This is a genomic window from Paenibacillus sp. Pae15 (genome assembly GCF_024519685.1).
GTDB classification, from domain to species: domain Bacteria; phylum Bacillota; class Bacilli; order Paenibacillales; family NBRC-103111; genus Paenibacillus_G; species Paenibacillus_G naphthalenovorans.
The window spans coordinates 1-18411 of record NZ_JALJRM010000006.1; the positions used below are offsets into that span (position 1 = coordinate 1).

18 protein-coding genes and 1 pseudogene are annotated in these 18411 nt (G+C 47.7%); 13 read left to right on the plus strand and 6 right to left on the minus strand.

Annotation, left to right across the window (positions count from 1 at the left end; translation table 11 throughout):
- Nucleotides 1–111: 111 nt before the first annotated feature.
- Nucleotides 112–405, minus strand: a complete 294-nt coding sequence (locus NR121_RS06450) for a transposase (RefSeq protein WP_062410518.1) — start codon at nt 403–405, stop codon at nt 112–114.
- A gap of 541 nt (nt 406–946) precedes the next feature.
- Here NR121_RS06450 and NR121_RS06455 point away from each other — a divergent pair.
- Nucleotides 947–1846, plus strand: a complete 900-nt coding sequence (locus NR121_RS06455; protein WP_256830942.1) for an SDR family oxidoreductase — start codon at nt 947–949, stop codon at nt 1844–1846.
- A gap of 32 nt (nt 1847–1878) precedes the next feature.
- On the opposite strand, the gene NR121_RS06460 is transcribed toward NR121_RS06455, so the two are convergent.
- Nucleotides 1879–2562 (minus strand): YHYH domain-containing protein, encoded by a 684-nt coding sequence (locus NR121_RS06460; protein ID WP_054817714.1) that lies wholly within the window; start codon nt 2560–2562, stop codon nt 1879–1881.
- 268 nt (nt 2563–2830) lie between these two features.
- Between NR121_RS06460 and NR121_RS06465 the strand changes: the two genes are divergently transcribed.
- The 3 genes and pseudogenes from NR121_RS06465 to NR121_RS06475 form a co-directional block, all read left to right on the plus strand.
- Nucleotides 2831–3202 (plus strand): ArsR/SmtB family transcription factor, encoded by a 372-nt coding sequence (locus tag NR121_RS06465; RefSeq protein WP_054817715.1) that lies wholly within the window; start codon nt 2831–2833, stop codon nt 3200–3202.
- Nucleotides 3198–5327 carry a heavy metal translocating P-type ATPase gene (locus NR121_RS06470; RefSeq protein ID WP_459979277.1) on the plus strand — a complete coding sequence of 710 codons (2130 nt, stop codon included), beginning with the start codon at nt 3198–3200 and terminating at the stop codon, nt 5325–5327. Before NR121_RS06465 ends, NR121_RS06470 begins: the two co-directional genes overlap by 5 nt.
- Before the next feature lie 52 nt (nt 5328–5379).
- Nucleotides 5380–5490 (plus strand): annotated as a pseudogene (locus tag NR121_RS06475) (VOC family protein); the annotation flags it as partial.
- Nucleotides 5491–5514: 24 nt separating this feature from the next.
- On the opposite strand, the gene NR121_RS06480 reads toward NR121_RS06475, so the two are convergent.
- A complete protein-coding gene (locus tag NR121_RS06480; RefSeq protein WP_256830946.1) occupies nt 5515–5691 on the minus strand; it encodes a hypothetical protein in 177 nt (58 codons plus the stop codon).
- A gap of 598 nt (nt 5692–6289) precedes the next feature.
- Here NR121_RS06480 and NR121_RS25290 point away from each other — a divergent pair.
- From NR121_RS25290 to prpB, 5 genes are all read left to right on the plus strand, one after another.
- Entirely contained in the window at nt 6290–6460 is a 171-nt protein-coding gene (locus NR121_RS25290; RefSeq protein ID WP_137669802.1) for a sigma factor, read from the plus strand.
- Between the two features lie 16 nt (nt 6461–6476).
- Nucleotides 6477–6995: an RDD family protein gene (locus tag NR121_RS06485; RefSeq protein WP_054817782.1), complete on the plus strand. Its 519-nt coding sequence runs from the start codon at nt 6477–6479 to the stop codon at nt 6993–6995.
- Between the two features lie 230 nt (nt 6996–7225).
- Complete coding sequence (mmgD, locus tag NR121_RS06490; protein WP_062408977.1) at nt 7226–8341, plus strand: citrate synthase; 1116 nt, start codon at nt 7226–7228, stop codon at nt 8339–8341.
- A gap of 38 nt (nt 8342–8379) precedes the next feature.
- Complete coding sequence (locus NR121_RS06495; protein WP_062408976.1) at nt 8380–9828, plus strand: bifunctional 2-methylcitrate dehydratase/aconitate hydratase; 1449 nt, start codon at nt 8380–8382, stop codon at nt 9826–9828.
- Between the two features lie 37 nt (nt 9829–9865).
- Entirely contained in the window at nt 9866–10777 is a 912-nt protein-coding gene (prpB, locus tag NR121_RS06500) for a methylisocitrate lyase (protein ID WP_074726752.1), read from the plus strand.
- A gap of 83 nt (nt 10778–10860) precedes the next feature.
- On the opposite strand, the gene NR121_RS06505 is transcribed toward prpB, so the two are convergent.
- From NR121_RS06505 to NR121_RS06515, 3 genes are all read right to left on the minus strand, one after another.
- Nucleotides 10861–11727 (minus strand): LysR family transcriptional regulator, encoded by an 867-nt coding sequence (locus tag NR121_RS06505; protein WP_074726753.1) that lies wholly within the window; start codon nt 11725–11727, stop codon nt 10861–10863.
- A 235-nt stretch (nt 11728–11962) separates the two neighbouring features.
- The gene (locus NR121_RS06510; RefSeq protein ID WP_256830948.1) at nt 11963–13234 is read right to left on the minus strand and encodes a copper amine oxidase N-terminal domain-containing protein; all 1272 of its coding nucleotides are present in this window, start codon (nt 13232–13234) and stop codon (nt 11963–11965) included.
- A gap of 150 nt (nt 13235–13384) precedes the next feature.
- Entirely contained in the window at nt 13385–14335 is a 951-nt protein-coding gene (locus NR121_RS06515) for a beta-ketoacyl-ACP synthase III (protein WP_256830950.1), read from the minus strand.
- A 261-nt stretch (nt 14336–14596) separates the two neighbouring features.
- Here NR121_RS06515 and NR121_RS06520 point away from each other — a divergent pair, with 261 nt between their 5' ends.
- The 4 genes from NR121_RS06520 to ubiB all read left to right on the plus strand — a co-directional run bounded on the left by NR121_RS06520 (nt 14597) and on the right by ubiB (nt 18251).
- Nucleotides 14597–15274, plus strand: a complete 678-nt coding sequence (locus tag NR121_RS06520; RefSeq protein WP_054817718.1) for a LexA family transcriptional regulator — start codon at nt 14597–14599, stop codon at nt 15272–15274.
- Between the two features lie 162 nt (nt 15275–15436).
- Nucleotides 15437–16210, plus strand: a complete 774-nt coding sequence (locus NR121_RS06525) for a patatin-like phospholipase family protein (RefSeq protein ID WP_256831044.1) — start codon at nt 15437–15439, stop codon at nt 16208–16210.
- Nucleotides 16211–16235: 25 nt separating this feature from the next.
- Nucleotides 16236–16526, plus strand: a complete 291-nt coding sequence (locus NR121_RS06530) for a phasin family protein (RefSeq protein ID WP_062410965.1) — start codon at nt 16236–16238, stop codon at nt 16524–16526.
- A 48-nt stretch (nt 16527–16574) separates the two neighbouring features.
- Nucleotides 16575–18251 (plus strand): 2-polyprenylphenol 6-hydroxylase, encoded by a 1677-nt coding sequence (ubiB, locus tag NR121_RS06535; protein ID WP_256830952.1) that lies wholly within the window; start codon nt 16575–16577, stop codon nt 18249–18251.
- The last annotated feature ends 160 nt before the right edge of the window (nt 18252–18411 follow it).

An 18411-nucleotide genomic window follows, 5' to 3' on the forward strand; every position in this document is an offset into this window, starting at 1 on the left:
GCCGGTCGGTAGATGCTGGTACGATTCACAGACAGCAGCTCAGCTTGGCGCTTGAGCGTGATCGTCGTTGCGTTGTCCGGCTCCACCATCGTTTTACGCGATTCGAGAGATTCATTTGAGGCCAGATTTTTTTTTGAGCCAGTCGACCTCAACCGTAAGTTGACCGACCAGCTTCTCCAAGCGCTCCTGCTTGGCTTCGTATTCCTTTTTCATTTTTTCTGTTTCGCTCGTCTTCTTCTCGAATACGGTCGAAGCGCGCTCCAGGAACTCTGCTTTCCACCGGCTGATCATCACCGGGCTAAGTTCGTATTTCGAAGCAATCTCGTTGACGGTCTGCTCCTCGCGGAGCACCTCCAGCACAACCTTCGTCTTGAATTCTGAGGTATATCGGTTCCGTTTTTCCATGATCTCATTATAACTTATTTTTCACGCTCCCGTGTCTCAGCCTATGGGAGCATTATAGACAACCATGCACTGGCTAAGTCCGTCGGACCCGGCGCTACGCGCTTTAAGCCAATGAGGGTTCACAAGAACGTTATCTGAAATAGGACTATATAGAAAGGGAGAGAAGTATGATTGAATGTCCATGGTGTAATAATCAGGTGCAGTTAGTAAATGATATTTGTCCTGAATGCAAGCATGAAGTTTTGCCCGAGCATTTATCACGAGTACTTTTACCGATCATACCGATGAAGGAAACAATAAATTGAATTTGAAATTAATCATATCCAAATGCGACGATTTGTAGTTATGCCTATCGAAGGCCTTAGGCCCGTGTCCTATAAGGATTCTTAACGTCGAAATTGCTTGTCGCTGATTGCGGATTTTCTACAGTTGCCTCAACGCGCCTTGTCCATCTCATGCCGGCCGCGCCGGGATATCGGCATGTTTGATTTCGGCCGAAAATACAATAGGTTATGAAATGCAGTTCGAGAGGAGAATGACAATGGCGTATCCTATGTATCCTTATATAGGTTGGGAGCAGCAATGCACGAATGTTCCGGTCGTTTTTCCTGCGCAGCATCAGAACAGGCATCCGGGATTTGAATATGTGATGAATCCCCGGCCGATTTTCGATAATCCGGGTTATACGGGAAGCGGAAAGTTGAAAAATAAAGTAGCGATTGTGACGGGCGGGGATAGTGGAATCGGGCGGGCCGTGGCCATAGCTTTTGCCAAGGAAGGAGCCGATCTGGTGATCCCTTATCTCGACGAACACCAGGATGCGATTGAAACGAAGCAAATCATCGGCAAGCTTGGCCGAAATTGTCTGCCTATAGCTGCAAATTTGAGGGAGGAAGACGCCTGCCGCTATATTGTGGAGACAACGATCAAAACCTTTGGACGGCTCGACGTCTTGGTGAATAATCACGGCGTACAGTTTCATCAGGACAGTATTTTGGATATTACAAAAGAACAGCTGATGAACACGTTTCAAACCAATATTATTTCTTTTTTTGATATGACCAAAGCTGCGCTGCCTCATTTGCCCGCCGGGGGCTCCATCATCAACACGACCTCGGATACCGCTTTTTCCGGGATGGGGAATATGATCGATTATACGGCCACGAAAGGGGCCATTGTATCCTTTACCCGTTCATTGTCTCTGTCGTTGGCCAAAGACGGGATTCGGGTAAACGCGGTAGCGCCCGGACCTACTTGGACGCCCCTAATTCCGTCTGCATTTGCCGCGGCAGAGGTTAGAACTTTTGGTACAGAAGTGCCTTTGAAACGGCCGGGGCAGCCATTTGAATTGGCGCCGACTTACGTGCTGCTGGCTTCCGATGATTCGACCTACATATCAGGCCAAGTGTTGTTCGTAAACGGCGGATCCGTCGTAACTTGATTTTCAGCACAGAAAAGTCGGCCCTCACTAGTTTATTTAGAAATATAAAATGAATTATTTTCAAACTTTGTTGTCAAACCAAGTTCTTCAACAGCGAATTTCCAAGTCATAGGAAAGTAGGTTATGTCATTTAGAACCAGTAAGGGATACTCTTCTGAGGAGTTATCAATCCAAACATCATTAACGTACACGTTAAATTCAGGCATTGTGGCGTAAAGCTTTGAAGCCGGGACGCCGGGATCAGTATTAAGATTTGCCGGTTTATTATTTGTCTTTCTGATCACGAAGCCAACCTCAGCATCCCACTTTGTCTCCAAGGCGAGTGCCTGAGTATAATTCCATGTCATTGGAAAGTAAGTAATGTCTTTATAAACAACAACAGGATACTTAGATGTTGAGTTTGAAATCTGTTGACCATTCACAAAAATGTTGAAGCCAGGCAGACTTACTTTAACTGACCCCTCAGGAACGTTTTCTTTTGGCGATATGCTTGAAGAGGCAGCGTTTGCTGAAGAACCGGAACTGCTTGACGAACGGCTGCTGTTGTTACCGCCGTTATGATAGTGATACTCCCCATATTTCAAACCCCATTTCTCACAATTGGTTCGACAAGTATGACCGCCGTTCTGATCTGTTCTACCGGGATGAGCGTTAGCGATTGAAGCAAAAGGAAAGCAGAGCAGGACAATAATCATAATGGTTTTCTTGAGTTTCATCGGTATTATCCTCCTATCATAGCTCTAATTACCTAATAAATTACCATGAAATGAAAAATACGACAATACTACAGAAAAATGAAACGGAGGCTGAGTTAGCCTTAATAAGTTCATTAGTGAGGATAGCGGCATGTGAATTGGATCGTCTAATTTGCATGCTGTTTTTGTTTTTCTCATGAGAACATTCAAACAAATATTTGACTGATTAGAAAATGGGGAGTATGATGATCCTATACTCAAACGATTAGTTGATTGATGGGGTGTTTGAATGACGCCAAAAGATACATGTGAACTGTATTGTTTTGACGAAGTAAAAGTGCAGCGCGTTCAAAACTCGCTAATGCGGCAGGATATTTCAGGCATGGCGAATATGTTTAAAGCGCTCGCCGATGAAACGAGGATGAAAGTGGCCTTTGCTCTATGCCAAGAAGATGAACTTTGTGTCTGCGATGTGGCCAACATTATCGGCTCCACGCTTGCAACGGCTTCACATCATCTGCGAACGTTAAAAAAAATGAATCTTGTCAAGTACCGAAAAGAAGGAAAGCTGGTATTTTATTCTATGGATGATGACCATGTGCGCCAACTCATTAAACTCGCTTCCGCGCATCGTCAGGAGATGTTGACCGTTGAACATTAAAACGCAAAATCCTAAAGAAGAGAAAAATGTGTACCGGGTTCAAGGTTTTACCTGTACCCATTGTGCAGCCATCTTTGAGAAGAACGTAAAAAATCTCCCAGGCGTTCAGGATGCGCAAGTAAACTTCGGAGCATCCAAAATAACGGTTTTTGGGAATGCATCGATAGAGGAATTAGAAAAGGCGGGAGCATTTGAAAACCTGAAAGTGACGCCTGACAAAGAGCGTGCCGTGGAAAAGAAAGAACCACTTTGGAAAGAAAACTGGAATGTCATTGTTTCTGCCTTGCTTCTGATCGCCGGTTACTTTTTGGGAGAGCAGTACGGGGAAGGTTTGCTTTCCTCTCTAACCTATGGCGCATCTATGCTGATCGGCGGCTATGAATTATTTAAAAAAGGCTTGAAGAACCTTTTTCGCCTTCAGTTTGATATGAATACGCTAATGACCGTAGCCATTATAGGGGCTGCTGCCATTGGCGAATGGGGCGAAGGGGCCACGGTTGTGATTTTGTTTGCAATCAGCGAAGGATTAGAGCGGTACTCCATGGAAAAAGCTCGCCAATCGATTCACTCGCTGATGGACATTGCACCGAAAGAAGCGTTGATTCGCCGCGGCAGCACCGAGCTCACCGTAAACGTAGATGATATCCGGGTCGGGGACATTATGATCGTAAAGCCCGGTCAAAAGCTGGCGATGGATGGAGTCGTCATTAAAGGAGAGTCTAACGTCAATCAAGCAGCCATTACCGGCGAATCGATTCCTGTCGCAAAAACCGTCGATGATGAAGTCTATGCAGGTACGCTTAATGAAGAAGGGCTGCTGGAAGTACAAGTAACCAAGACGGTCGAGGATACGACGATTGCAAAAATCATTCATCTGGTGGAAGAAGCGCAAGCCGAGCGGGCTCCTTCTCAGGCGTTCGTTGACCAGTTCGCGAAATATTATACGCCGGCGATTATGATCGCGGCCGTACTTGTTGCTGTCATTCCGCCATTATTCGTTGGCAGCAGCTGGGGAGAATGGATTTATAGAGGTTTAGCGCTTCTTGTTGTAGGCTGCCCTTGTGCTCTTGTGATCTCCACTCCGGTATCGATCGTGACGGCGATCGGCAACGCGGCGAAACGCGGCGTGCTCATTAAAGGCGGCATTCACTTGGAGGAAGCGGGGCGAATCTCGGCGGTTGCTTTTGATAAAACAGGAACGCTGACAAAGGGCGTGCCTCAAGTCACTGATTTTATCACGATTGGTAAGAATCTTTTTGGGAAAAATAATGAATTCTTAAGAATTGCAGCCATTTTGGAAAAAGGCTCGCAGCATCCTATCGCGTCTGCGATTGTAAGAAAAGCAGAAGCGGTGCAAGTCGATTTTAAAGCCGATGCGGAAGAATTCAGCTCCCTCACCGGTAAAGGGGTAAAAGGGAAGGTTGACGGACAGCTTTATTACATGGGCAGCCCCAAACTTTTCTCTGAGCTGCAGACATCCATCGATAAAGAAATTCTGACACAAATCGGTGAGCTGCAAAACCAAGGGAAAACGGTCATGTTGCTGGGGACGGAAGAAAACATCTTGGCTCTGATCGCGGTTGCCGATGAAGTGAGGGATTCCAGCCAGCATGTCATTCATAAGCTGCATGAGCTTGGCATGAAGAAAACCGTCATGCTTACCGGCGACAACCAAGCGACTGCCGATGCGATCGGCAAGCGATTAGGTATAGCAGAAGTCAAAGCGGAACTGCTGCCGCAGGATAAATTGGAGTATATTAAAACGCTTCGCAGCCAGTACGGCAATGTCGCCATGATTGGCGACGGGGTAAACGATGCTCCTGCCCTTGCTGCTTCCACTGTCGGAATTGCAATGGGAGGCGCCGGTACGGATACAGCTCTGGAAACAGCGAATATTGCCTTGATGGGCGATGATTTAAGCAAGCTGCCGTACACCATAAGCCTAAGCCGAAAAACACTGGCGATCATTAAGCAGAACATCGTGTTCTCGCTTGGAATTAAAGTCTTGGCGCTGCTGTTCATTGTTCCCGGATGGCTTACGCTGTGGTTGGCGATTTTCGCCGACATGGGGGCAACCTTAATGGTTACCCTCAACAGTTTGCGATTGCTGCAAGTCAAAGACTGAATGCCGGGTGCTCCTCACCCGAGAAAGCATCCGGCTTTGGGATTAATCGCATTTATCCGAAGGCGGACAAGTTCTGATGCCATTGGGTGACTATTCCTTCAGCAAGAAGTTTGGCTGGCTTGTGGACAAGTTCGGGGTTTCGTGGCAAATCAATCTGCCGTAACCGGCGGCAAAAGGATATTTTCGTTTAGTCGATAGGGGATAGGGCGGGGGCAGGCGAACCCGAGCAGAGAAGACGAGTGAAAGCTATACTGTTCCGCTCTCTTCTTCTGCCGGAGCCGGATCGTGGGACATCCGTATTCCCTAAAGCGGCGAAGCGGCCTCCGCTGTCCACCTTCCGCACCGTATGCGACAATAACGACATTTGCTTCCCTTCTAAGCGGGGCTCCTAAACCCCTAAATCGACTTCCCCTTAAAGCAGCGCATTCAGTAAATGCACCCCCATATCCTTCCATCAAGCGATATCTCCTATGCCCATCCCACCCAGGCTGGGTGTTCCCTTCCATTATTTCAATCAGCGACAGACGAATAGCAGCGAAATGTCATTCCAGCCAACCTTGGGCTTCGCTCAGTCCACAAGAGGTAAATGTGGTTTCAACTCAGTTCGATAATAATGGTTATGCATATCCAAACGACAATACATGGATTCAAATACATACAACTTGGCTTGGTAATATGTGGATCAAAGTAGAAAACACAAAAATTGGCGTAATCCGTCCAATGAACGCCGACCTCAACTTAAAAGTAGCCACCCCCCCTGTACGACCACCCGTATCGTGAAGCCGCGAACGGAGCCATATTATCTCCTCAAACAGTACATGCAAAAGCTGAATTCGTGTCGCCATCCGGTCTGTATGCTATTCAGATTGAAACTGCGTGGCTTGGTGATCGGTGGTTGACCGACTATCGCGTTTCGAAAGGGGGAGAACTGCGCATTGGAGCGGGAAAAGGTATATAATGAGATGAAACCACTGCTTTTATCGTTAGCATATCATACTTTGGGGAGCATCATCGAAGCGGAAGACATTGTCCATGACGTGTTCCTTTCGTGGGAAGAAAAACCGCCGCAGCAAGTGCGCGATTCAAAGCCTATTTGTGCAATATGGTTTTATCGCGGGAAGCGAATACCGTGAAATGAAAGGTGATCAAATGACATTAGCTCTGAGAAGACTGCTGGCCTATTGGCTGGATTTCGTATTGCTGGCAATCATTTTAGTCGATTTGCAAGGGCTGGTTTATATCACAACATCCGGATTTCCCTTTCATTTCTTGAAGGAAGGCTATCACATTGAAATTTGGGTGCTTCTATCCATGTCGCTGCCGGTTTGGTTATATTTTATTTGGTTTGAGCTTAATCAACAGCAAACCCTTGGAAAACGGATGCTAAAATTAAAAGTAACGAATCGTGAACGATCAAAAATAACCTTCAGGCAAGCGTTCCTAAGAACCTTTATCAGGCTCTTGCCCTGGGAATTAACGCATATCATTATCCTGGTTCCCGAACCATGGTGGGGTATGGAAGGGCCGCCGGCCCATATGCATCTCATTTACATCCCTAATCTGATGCTGCTTCTGTACATTCTCATACTATTTGCAGGCAAAGGAGAAAAAGGGGTGCATGACATGGCCGCTAAAACCATGGTGATGAGAATTCGGGATGAAAGATAGAAGCTTAACCATTTGTTCGCCGTAAATCTGATGACGGTTTGCAGCCGGATCAAGGCAAACGCCCGTTTTTATGGGGAATGGTCGCTGGAATAGATATTTTGAAAGCGCATACAATTAAATGAGTTGATATGTTTGATATATTACCAAAGATGATATGTATATTAGACGGTTGGGCGCTTGTTTAATACACTTGTTAAAGCAATCCATCCTTATAAAGGAGTGAAGAAAGAATGACTGTCCAATATCAGCCCGGTCTTGAAAACGTGATTGCTAGCGAAACTTCCATTTCTTATCTGGATGTTGAGAATGAAGAAATTGTATTGCGTGGCTATGACTTGATTGAACTTGCCCGCAAAGTAACCTATCTGGATGTCGTCGGGTTATTGTTGAACCGCCAGCTTCCTACCCCGGTTCAACGAAATGCGTTGGAGGAAAAATTGAAATCCGAGTATTCCTTCCCCGAAGACGTCCTTTCGATATTGAAGCTGCTTCCGCAAAAGACGAATTTAATGGATGTATTGAGAACGGGGATCTCCGCTATTTCCGGCTATGATGAGGAACTGGAGGATCGTTCGCGGGATGCGAATTACCGCAAATCGATTCGCCTGCTGGCCAAAGTACCGCAAATCGTTGCAAACGGATACAGGGCCGTTACAAAGCAACCCTTGTTGGAACCGCGCAAGGATCTTTCCTATTCAGCCAATTTCTTGTACATGATCACAGGAACCGTTCCCACGAAGTTGGAGGAGAGGGTCTTTGACCAATCCTTGATCGTGTACAGCGAGCATGAGATGCCGAATTCCACGTTTGCCGCGCGCGTGATTGCCTCTACGCAATCCGATATATACGGAGCTTTGACTGGCGCCGTCGCATCGCTGAAAGGTACGCTTCATGGCGGTGCGAACGAAGCAGTGATGAAGATGCTGCTTGAGGCGGGAACGGAAAGCCAAATCGAACCGCTCTTGCTGAACCAGTTGTCCCGCAAGGAACGCATCATGGGCTTCGGTCATCGCGTGTACATGAAAAAAGTTGATCCGCGCGCCATGCTGATGAAAGAAGCGCTGGCTGAATTGGTGCAGGAGAAAGATAAGCATGAACTTTTCAATATTTGTGTCATCGGAGAAAATGTGATGAAACGTGAAAAAGGGCTTTATCCGAATCTCGATTATTATGCAGCTCCCGTGTATTATTTGCTGGGTATTCCGATCGATTTGTTCACGCCGGTTTTTCTTGCGGCACGCACGATCGGCATATGTGCGCACGTGATGGAGCAGCATGAAAACAACCGGTTGTTCCGGCCTCGCGTGTTTTATAACGGTCCGCGCGGATTACATCCACAAAATTGAGATGATCACGATAAATGGAGACGGAGAGTGAATTGCAAATGAGTACAACAGACTACATTCAAAAGAATGACTCACAAGTGGATCAATTATTGAATGATCTTGCCGACTACGTATTGGATTATACTGTAGAGAGTGAGGAAGCGTATCGCATCGCCCAGCATGTACTGCTTGATTCACTCGGAACAGCTATATTATCGCTCCGTTTCCCGGAATGCGCCAAGCATCTGGGTCCTGTTGTACCGGGTGCCAATTTGCCGGGCGGGGCCCGGGTTCCGGGAACGAGATACGAGCTTGAGCCCGTTCATGCGGCATTTAATATCGGCTGCATGATCCGCTGGCTGGATTATAACGATACATGGCTCGCCGCCGAATGGGGGCACCCGTCGGATAATCTGGGCGCCATACTCGCCGTCGCGGACTATCTGAGCCGCGGTCGGGTAGTAGAGGGGAAATCGCCATTCACGATCAAGGATGTGCTGACGGCTGCGATTAAAGCGCATGAAATCCAGGGGATATTGGCGCTTGAAAACAGCTTGAACCGGGTCGGACTGGATCATGTGCTGTTCGTCAAAGTGGCTTCAACGGCAGTGGTTACGGCCATGCTGGGCGGCAGCAGGGAACAGGTCGTCAATGCGCTCTCCAATGCATGGCTTGATGGAGGCAGCTTGAGAACATATCGCCACGCCCCCAATACCGGCTCGCGCAAATCCTGGGCTGCCGGCGATGCTACGAGCAGGGCCGTACGCTTGGCTCTTATGGCGTTAAACGGAGAAATGGGATACTCTACTGCGTTGTCGGCCAAACATTGGGGATTTCAGGATGTACTGTTCAATGGCAAGGCATTGGTGTTGGGACGGCCCTTGGGATCGTACGTGATGGAAAACGTGTTGTTTAAAATTTCGTTCCCGGCAGAATTTCATGCGCAGACAGCGGTCGAATGCGCGTTCCAATTGCACGAATCGGTGAAGGACCGCTTCGACGAAATCGATCAAATTACTTTAACGACGCATCAATCCGCCATTCGGATTATTGACAAGAAGGGCCCGCTTCATAATCCGGCTGACCGTGATCATTGCTTGCAGTATATGGTGGCCATCGGGTTGTTGTACGGTACGTTGACCGCCGAACATTATGAGGACGAAACGGCATCCGATCCCAGAATCGACGAGCTTCGAAAAAAAATGGTTGTCATTGAGGATGAGCAGTACAGCAAAGACTACCTTGATCCGGAGAAACGGTCGATTGCCAACGCGGTACAAATTCATTTCAAGGACGGCACGCATTCGGAGAAGGTTATTTGCGAATATCCGATCGGTCATCGCAAACGCCGCGCGGAAGGCTTGCCCAAAGTTCTCGAAAAGTTTGAAGCCAATCTGTTAACTCGTTTTCCCCGTAAAAAGGCTGCCGATATTTTGCAGCTGTCCTCGGATTATAACCGATTGACCGAGTTGCCGGTACAAGAATATTTGAGTCTGTATGTGATTTGACAGATAACGTTCAAGACATGTTAACGTGGAGGTTATTATGGCGTGGTTAATTGAAAAGGAACCGGAACAAAGCAGGCTGGCCGACGAATTCCGAAGGCTTGTAAGCGGCGGACCGATTCTCAAAATTCCTGGCACACATGATGGAATGTCGGCAAGAATAGCGAAGCAGCATGACTTTAAAGCGATCTATCTTTCGGGAGCCGCTTATACGGCCAGCCGGGGATTGCCGGATCTGGGTATTGTCTATTCCAACGAGGTGGCTGAGAGGGCGCGCGATCTTATTCGCGCGTCCGGTCTACCGCTGCTGGTCGATATCGATACCGGTTTTGGAGGGGTGCTCAATGTGGCCCGGACCGCCAAGGAAATGGCGGAATCTAAAGTCGCCGCCGTTCAGATCGAAGACCAGGAGCTGCCGAAAAAATGCGGTCATCTGAACGGGAAGAAGCTTGTTACCGTCGAGGAAATGGTACAAAAAATCCGCACGATTAAAGAGATTTGTCCTACGCTGTTTGTTCTTGCGCGTACGGATGCGAAAAGCGTGGAAGGAATCGATGCCGCGATCGATAGAGCGAGACAATATGCAGCCGCCGGAGCGGACGGCATCTTCCCGGAGGCGTTGGAGAGCGAGGAAGAATTCAAGCACTTCAGAAGCAAGCTGGAATGTCCTTTGCTGGCCAATATGACCGAATTCGGGAGAACCCCTTATTATACGGCGGAACAATATGAAGCGTGGGGATATAACATGGTCATCTTCCCGGTCACGTCTCTTCGGGTTGCCGCCAAGGCGTACGAACGCGTTTTTGCCGAGATTCAAAATAAGGGAACACAGGTCGACTCCCTGGATCGCATGCAAACCCGCAAAGAACTGTACGAGACGATCCGGTATTACGATTACGAAGAGCTGGATGCGAAAATTGCGAAGACGGTATTGCCTGAGCCTGATAAATAATGGAAGTCGGAGTATTCTGCTAAATCCCTCGAATGATGTTATCGAACGCTTCGAGGGATTGTTTTTTTGATTTCCGCTACGGTTTATTTGATGCATTTCAGGAATTCATTCAGAACTTGCGATTTTTCGTCATTTCTCCAGACGAGGGACATCTCCAGACACGGTTCAACATCCTCTAAATCCCGATAGATGACGCCTTTATTTTTTTGATTTCGAAAGGAGTCCGGGACCAATGCAACGCCCATGCCTTCCGATACAAAAGCAACAATGGTCAATATTTCCGGCGCCTCCAAAGAAACGTTCGGACGATATCCCGACTTATAACAGAGTTGAATCACGGCGTCATGGTAAATGGATCCGTTATTGCGTGATGAGATAATAAAGTGTTCGCCGGCAAGATCCTGCATATGCAGTTTTCTTTTTCTTGTTAAGGGATGCTTCTGTGGAAGTGCGGCAATGAACCGCTCTTTAAGAATGATCTTCGATGTCAAAAATGGACTTTGAATTGGCGTGCGAACGATAGCAAGATGAATGCGTCCGTCATGTAAGGCTTGTATTTGATTCGTTGTCTTCATTTGATGGAGCATTAGGTTCACTGAAGGATATTGTAAGCGGTATCTTTGCAGAAAAGGCACAATACTATAAGTTGCCGACCCGACAAATCCGATGTCAAGCCGGCCAATCTCGCCTTTATTTGCCCGCCCGGCGGCATCTATAGCCCTGTCTATATGTGCCAGGCATAAGCGGCATTCTTCGAGAAATACTTTTCCCGCCTCTGTAAGTTCTACTCGTTGTTTGGTACGGAATAACAGGGGAAACCCTAGTTCATCTTCCAACTGCCTTATTTGTTGACTGAGTGGAGGTTGTGCAATATTTAAACGTGAAGCAGCCCGTCCGAAATGAAGTTCTTCAGCAACAGTAACAAAGTAGCGCAAATGCCTTAACTCCATCGAGAAACCCTCCTTTTGATTACATTTTACATCACTGGAAGGTGAATTGTAATACTTCGGTCCATGGTCATGGAATCGCTTTCGGCTGAGCCTGTCATTATGGGATGGTTTAGCTCATCCGATCCTCAATGTCATCCGCTGCAAGGTCCGTTTGTTTACCGGACCCAGGATGCGCATAGCAAAAAACCGGGGTAGAAGAACCCCGGCTTGAATGACCAATCCGTTTTCTAACGGCTTATTGCGTTTTGATGTAGACGGTCTGGGATGCCTGATCCCAGCTCACCTCGGCGCCCAGCGATTCGCTGATGAAGCGTACCGGCACCATCGTGTATGAGTTTACCAGTTGGGCCGGCACCTCAAGCGGTTTGGCAATCCCGTTGACGGTAGGCTGGGTGCTGCCGATCCGGAGATTGACCGTCACGCTGCCCTTGGTTGCCGTCACCGAACGCTCTGTATCGTTCCAGGAGATCACGGCCCCCAACCTCTCGAAAATCGCGCGCATCGGAACCAGAACGCTCCCGTCTTTGTTGACCGGGGGCTGCTCGAACTTCTGCAGCTCGCCGTCGATAATCACTTTGATTTTATCGAAGCTGATGATGAGCGGCTTCACTTCCAGCTCTCCGCCAAAATGCCGCTTCCGCAAGCTCATGATTTCTTCCAACGAGCTCGTTCGCTGAAGCAGCAGCTTCTCTACCGTCGTATCGCGCAGCGCCGTCAGCTTTAGGACGGTATCCTTCTGTGTCTTGTCCAGGGAGGCTACGGCGGCATCGCGGATCTCCTGCAGCTCCTTCTCCCCATCCGTCAGCACCTTGTCGATCCGTTTTTCCGCCTCTGCCCGCGAGATCCGCCCGACCCGGTATTCCCGCATCGTCCCGCCCGAATAATTGATATTGGATTCGTTGCGCAGTTTCCGCATTGTGCTGCTGGTGTAGTTCGGATTCATTTCGTTGCTGTAGTCCCACATTGTGCTGCCGGAGTAGTTGGGGTTGTTCTCGTTGTGGTAATTCCACATCAGGGAAGACCTGTAGTTCTCGTTGATCTGATTTGCGAAATGCCAATGCGTGCTCGACAAATAGTTCTCGTTGATCGCCGTCGCATATTTCCATAACGCTCCGGAGGTGTAATTCGGGTTGATCTCCCGTTGGTAGGCATTCAATGCATCTCGATAACCGCTGCCGCCATATTTATCCGACAGTTCAGTGTAGTCCCTGTCCAACAGCTTGGCCAGTTCGTCGAGATCCTTTTCGACAAGGTCGTTCAAGATGCGCTGCTCGTTGTGAATCTGCTCATAAAAGGCGTCGTATGCTGCCGTCGCTTTCTTCTTGTCCGATGCATACAGGTCGCTGTATTTCGCCTCCAGCTGGTTGTACCGGGATTCGACAGCCTGAACGAACGAGTTGTCATAACTTGCTGCGTAAACCTGGGATACGTTGATCGTCGGGCTGACTGACACGACCAAAGATCCGGCAAGCAATACCTTGACGATTACACGGATGAATTTCTTCATTGAGGTCCTCCTAGCGTTCTGTATGATTCATTACTATTTCAATAAAAAGAAAAATGATTACATAAATTTTCGGTGAATGGAATTAAATTCCTTCCTTGATATGCAAAATGAATCGATAGTCCCGACCTTATACAGTAATATTTTATTTTTTCAAGCCACTTGAATGACCTGAACGCCCCAGGTTAGTCCGGCGCCAAAACCGATCAATACAACAATGTCACCGGAACGTGCACGGTTTTGTTCAATGGCTTCTGCAAGAGCGATGGGAATGGAAGCTGCTGACGTATTCCCGTATTTCTCAACGTTTACAAATACTTTATCGAGAGAGATGTTGGCTGACTCTGCGGCTTTCTCGATCATTCGGATGTTAGCTTGATGCGGAATGATCAAGGCGATGTCATCTATGCTCAGACTCAAATCGTCCAGGACTTTCCGAAGCAAGGCCTCAAAAATTCGGACTCCAAACTTGAATACTTCTCGTCCGTTCATCGTCACCGGTCCCGTAACCGGGGACTTGAGCAGCTCTGATCCGGAACCGTCCGCACCCAATAGAGAGTAACACGGGAAGGAGCCGGGGAGGGATTGAAGAACAACTGCGCCTGCCCCATCTCCAAACAGCACTGCCGTGTTTCGGTCGTTCCAATTCAAAATTTTTGAAAACACGTCGGCTCCTATGACCAGAACGGTCTTGTAGGCACCGGACCGAATCAATTGGTTGCCAACGGACAAGGCATAGACAAAACCCGAGCATGCCGCCGACAGATCGAATGCAGCCGCATGGCAAGCGAGCTTTTGCTGAACAAGTGCGGCAGTTGACGGAAAAGCGTTATCCGGAGTTGAGGTCGCCACAATGATAAGATCAACCTCTTTCGGGGATAACCGGGCTTGCTTTAAAGCTTTAGTTGCGGCGATGGCAGCCAGTTCGGATGTGTTCGTCGACTCATCGGCTATATACCGTTGACGGATGCCTGTTCTTTGTCGAATCCATTCATCGGAAGTTTCCAGAGCTTCCGGCAAGTCAAAATTGGTTAAAACGAATGGCGGAACGTAAAATCCTGTACCTGTAATGCCGACCCCATTATGATCACGATTGGAACGCATAAAATTCCCTCCACAATATAAATACACAAAAAACAAAAAAGACACAAAAGACAAACTAAAATATATCATATAATGCCCGAGAAGCAAATATGCAAAATCCGATTCCCTTGCTTTAAGCGTCACGATTGGAAAAGCCGGATAAATAGAGGGAGTCGCACCTGTTTTTTTGCTTTTTTGGGGATTGTTTATTGACAACCGTTTTGAATTGGATTTATATTTTAGACAGCATATATTTTTGGTTTTTTGGGGGGTGGCCGTGGCGTGATTTTGACCGGACGCCGAAAGCAATTTCTTCAGAAATTGATCGACTTGTACAATAAAACCAACATGCCTGTTCATTATGAAACATTAGCAAGAGCGATTGGCGTCAGCAAATGGACGGCTTACGACATGCTGAAGGAACTTGAAAAGCTTGGCTGTCTCACCCGTGATTACGCAGTAAATCCCGGCGAAACAGGACGTTCCCAAATTGTTTTTCAGCCGACAGCCAAAGCTTCGAGTTTGTTCGAACAACCTCGTTCTGAAGTCATCGATCCGGAAGAGTGGCATCAAATAAAAACGAAGGTGCTTGCGCTTCTAAACAGCTTAAAAAGCAGCAGCCTCAGCGACGCCGTTCAAAAGGTGATGGAGGAGATTCCGAAGGTACAGGTTCGGGTTGCCTTCTGCGCGTACATCATCGGGCTTCTTCTTGTTTACCTTCGCAAGCTGGGCGGGCGAACCGAGTCTTTGATCAAAAGTCTTGTTCAACACGCGCCGACAAACGAAATGCGGATGACGATGTTTGTAGGGACCGTCCTTGGCACGATCATTCAAACGATGAATCACGAGATGGGCATCGAGGTAACCGATTTGATCGGACGGTATCTAAAGTCGATTACAGACCTTTCCGACCGTGAAAGGGGAATGCTTTCCGATTTTCTTTATGAATCTCTGGCCTGATGGGTCAGGGCGCACATAACAAGAAAAATGAAAGGAGGAATGAATTGGTATCCGGCATGGATAAACTGTAATGGAGAAGCTGTTTTGAATCAATCCGACGGACGTGGAACCATACGATATATTTCTCGTCAAACCTCAAGGGGTGAGAAGGACAGAATGAGCATGAAAGTGGGATTGGTTTTGGGAGGAGGGGCAATACGCGGGTTAGCGCATATTGGCGTGATCAAAGTTTTTAAAAAGCATCAAATCCCGATTGATTTTATTGCGGGTACCAGCATGGGCGGTGCCATCGGGGGGTTGGTTGCCGCCGGTATTGACATCGAGGAGATTGAAGAGTTTATTCTGAACACCCCCTCCTACCGGTTCGTGGATATCGGAATTCTCAAGCGCGGGATTTTTGCCGGAAATAAAATATACGCCATGCTGATTCATTTTCTGGAACATAAAGGGCTTGGCGACATCCGAATCGAGGATCTGAAGATTCCGTTCCGGACGGTGTCGGTCGATCTGATAAAAGGAGACGTTTTTGTTTTTGAAGAAGGAAGTCTCGTTTTGGCCATCCGGGCCACCACATCGGTTCCCGGTATCTTCTCTCCCGTTCATTATCAGGGCAAAGTGTTGGTGGACGGGGGAGTGTTGAATAACCTCCCCGCTGATCTTCTGCGTACGGCGGGAATGGATGCAATCCTTGCGGTGGATGTCGAAAGAGAGCATGAAGAACAGGAGCCGCGCAATCTATTGGAAGTGGTTTACCGTTCTTTTACGATTATGACCACGGTACAGCGCCGGGGCAATCTAAAATTTGCGGATGTGGTGTTTCGGCCGGAAGTCGGGCATATTTTCGCCTTCGACATCGGCAGAATCCGGGAGTGTATTCTAGCGGGGGAACGAGAAGCCCAAAACAAGATTCATGAAGTGATATCCCTGCTGAAATAAATCAGAAACGGAGGTCGCGGTGATGATGGATTTTGTCAAAAAAGGATTAGCGTTTGGACTGGGTTTGGCCGTTATAAGCAAAGAACAGGTGGAAAAGCTGGTTAATGAAATGGTAAAAAAAGGGGAATTATCCAAGGAAGAGTCGAAGGATATGATCCATCAACTGATTCAACGAGGCGAAGAAGAAAAAGATGGATTAAAACGTTTGGTGCGTGAGCAGCTTAAACAAATGACGGACGAATTGAATTTAGCCACAAAGGATGATATCCAGCGGCTGGAACAGCGAATTCAGAACCTGGAAAAACGAGGCGAGTAAATAAGGGGGCCCATTCAAGGCCCCCCGGCTGTTAAAGGGGACGTATGGATGATTGGAAAAAGGATGCGCCATATCAGTCGATATCGGGATATTGCCATTGCTTTGATTCGTCATGGATTTGGAATCGTGGTAGAGGAAATCGGTTTTGCTCAGTTTCTCTCTCTTCCCCAGAGAATGTTCTTCGAACCGAAGAAAAAGGATCCAAAAACCGTTGGCGAACGGATCAGGCTCGTTCTGCAGGAATTGGGACCCACTTTCGTGAAATTGGGGCAAATCGCAAGTACGCGTCCCGACTTGCTTCCCGAAGAGATCATCCGTGAATTGGAAAAATTACAGGACCGGGTCCCTCCTTTTTCATTTCAGGAAGTGCGCGGCATTATTCAGGAGGAATTGGCGGACGAACCGGATAACATTTTTCAGCATTTTGAAGATACTCCGTTGGCTGCTGCGTCTATAGGACAAGTCCACCAGGCTGTTTTGCGAACCGGCGAAAAAGTAGCGGTCAAAGTCCAGCGTCCGAATATCGCCAGTGTGATTGAAACGGATTTGGAAATTCTTCAGGATTTGGCGGCTCTTGCTGAACATCGTCTGGAATGGGCGGCCAGATATCAAATTCGGAATATGGTGGATGAATTCTCCAAGTCCCTTCGGGCAGAACTCGATTATACGATGGAAAGCCGCAATGCGGAGAAAATCGCAAAACAATTCGGCAATGACCCTGCCATTTATGTTCCCAAAGTATTTTTGGAATATTCCGCCAAGAAAGTATTGACCATGGAATACGTTGACGGAGTAAAGCTCAATGAGCCGGATAAACTGAAACAGTACGGCTACAACCCGAAAAATCTGGCGGAACGTCTTGCGAAGGCGATTTTTCACCAAATTTTTAATAACGGTTTTTTCCATGGGGATCCTCATCCCGGAAATGTGCTCGTATTACCGGGTGAAGTGATCGCGTTTATCGATTTTGGCATGGTAGGACGGCTTAGTCCCGAGATGAAATACCATTTTTCTTCTTTGGTCATTGCTTTGATGCGTCAAAGTACAGACGGGGTCATAAAAGCCATCCTTCGCATGGGATTGGTGCCGGATGATGTGAATATGGCGCAGCTGCGCGGCGATGTAGAACAATTGAGGGAGAAGTATTACGGTGTCCCGTTAAGTCAAATCAGTCTCGGAGAGGCCGTCAACGACCTGTTTCGCACAGCGTTTCGGCACTCCATCCGGATCCCCCCAGACTTGACGTTATTGGGAAAGACATTGCTGACGGTTGAAGGCGTTGTTGAAAAACTGGATCCCGCGTTTCGCATCTTCGACATTGCGGAGCCCATTGGGCGTCAATTGTTAAAGGAACGATTGCATCCCAAAAGTGTATCGGTAACGGTATGGAATCGTGTTTCCGATTACGGGGAACTGCTGCTGGATCTTCCCAAACACATGAAAGAAGTAACCTCTTTGATCAAACAGGGGAGACTTCGGCTTGAGATCGCTGTCCCTGAACTGGATCTTTTCTTAAAGAAATTGGATCGGATCAGCAACCGGTTGTCTTTTAGTATTGTTTTGTTATCCTTCAGTATTATTATGGTAGGTGTGATTATCGGTTCTTCTCTGGGCAGACAATCCACCTTGCTCTGGCAATTTCCGGCGATTGAAATGGGTTTGGGATTGGCGATGATCATGTTTTTGTGGCTGTTATATTCGATTTTTAAGTCAGGGAGATTTTAAGGCTCCGGGCCTCGGGGCTGATGGTTGGAGCAAAAAAGGGAGCACAGTTCCTGGCACAACGCCTTGCGCCATTCAGGTCATAGGTCCATATGATGAAGAAAATTGTCAGACCGGTTTTGGGGTCTGGCATTTTTTTTATTTTTTGGCGCCGCGAGATCCG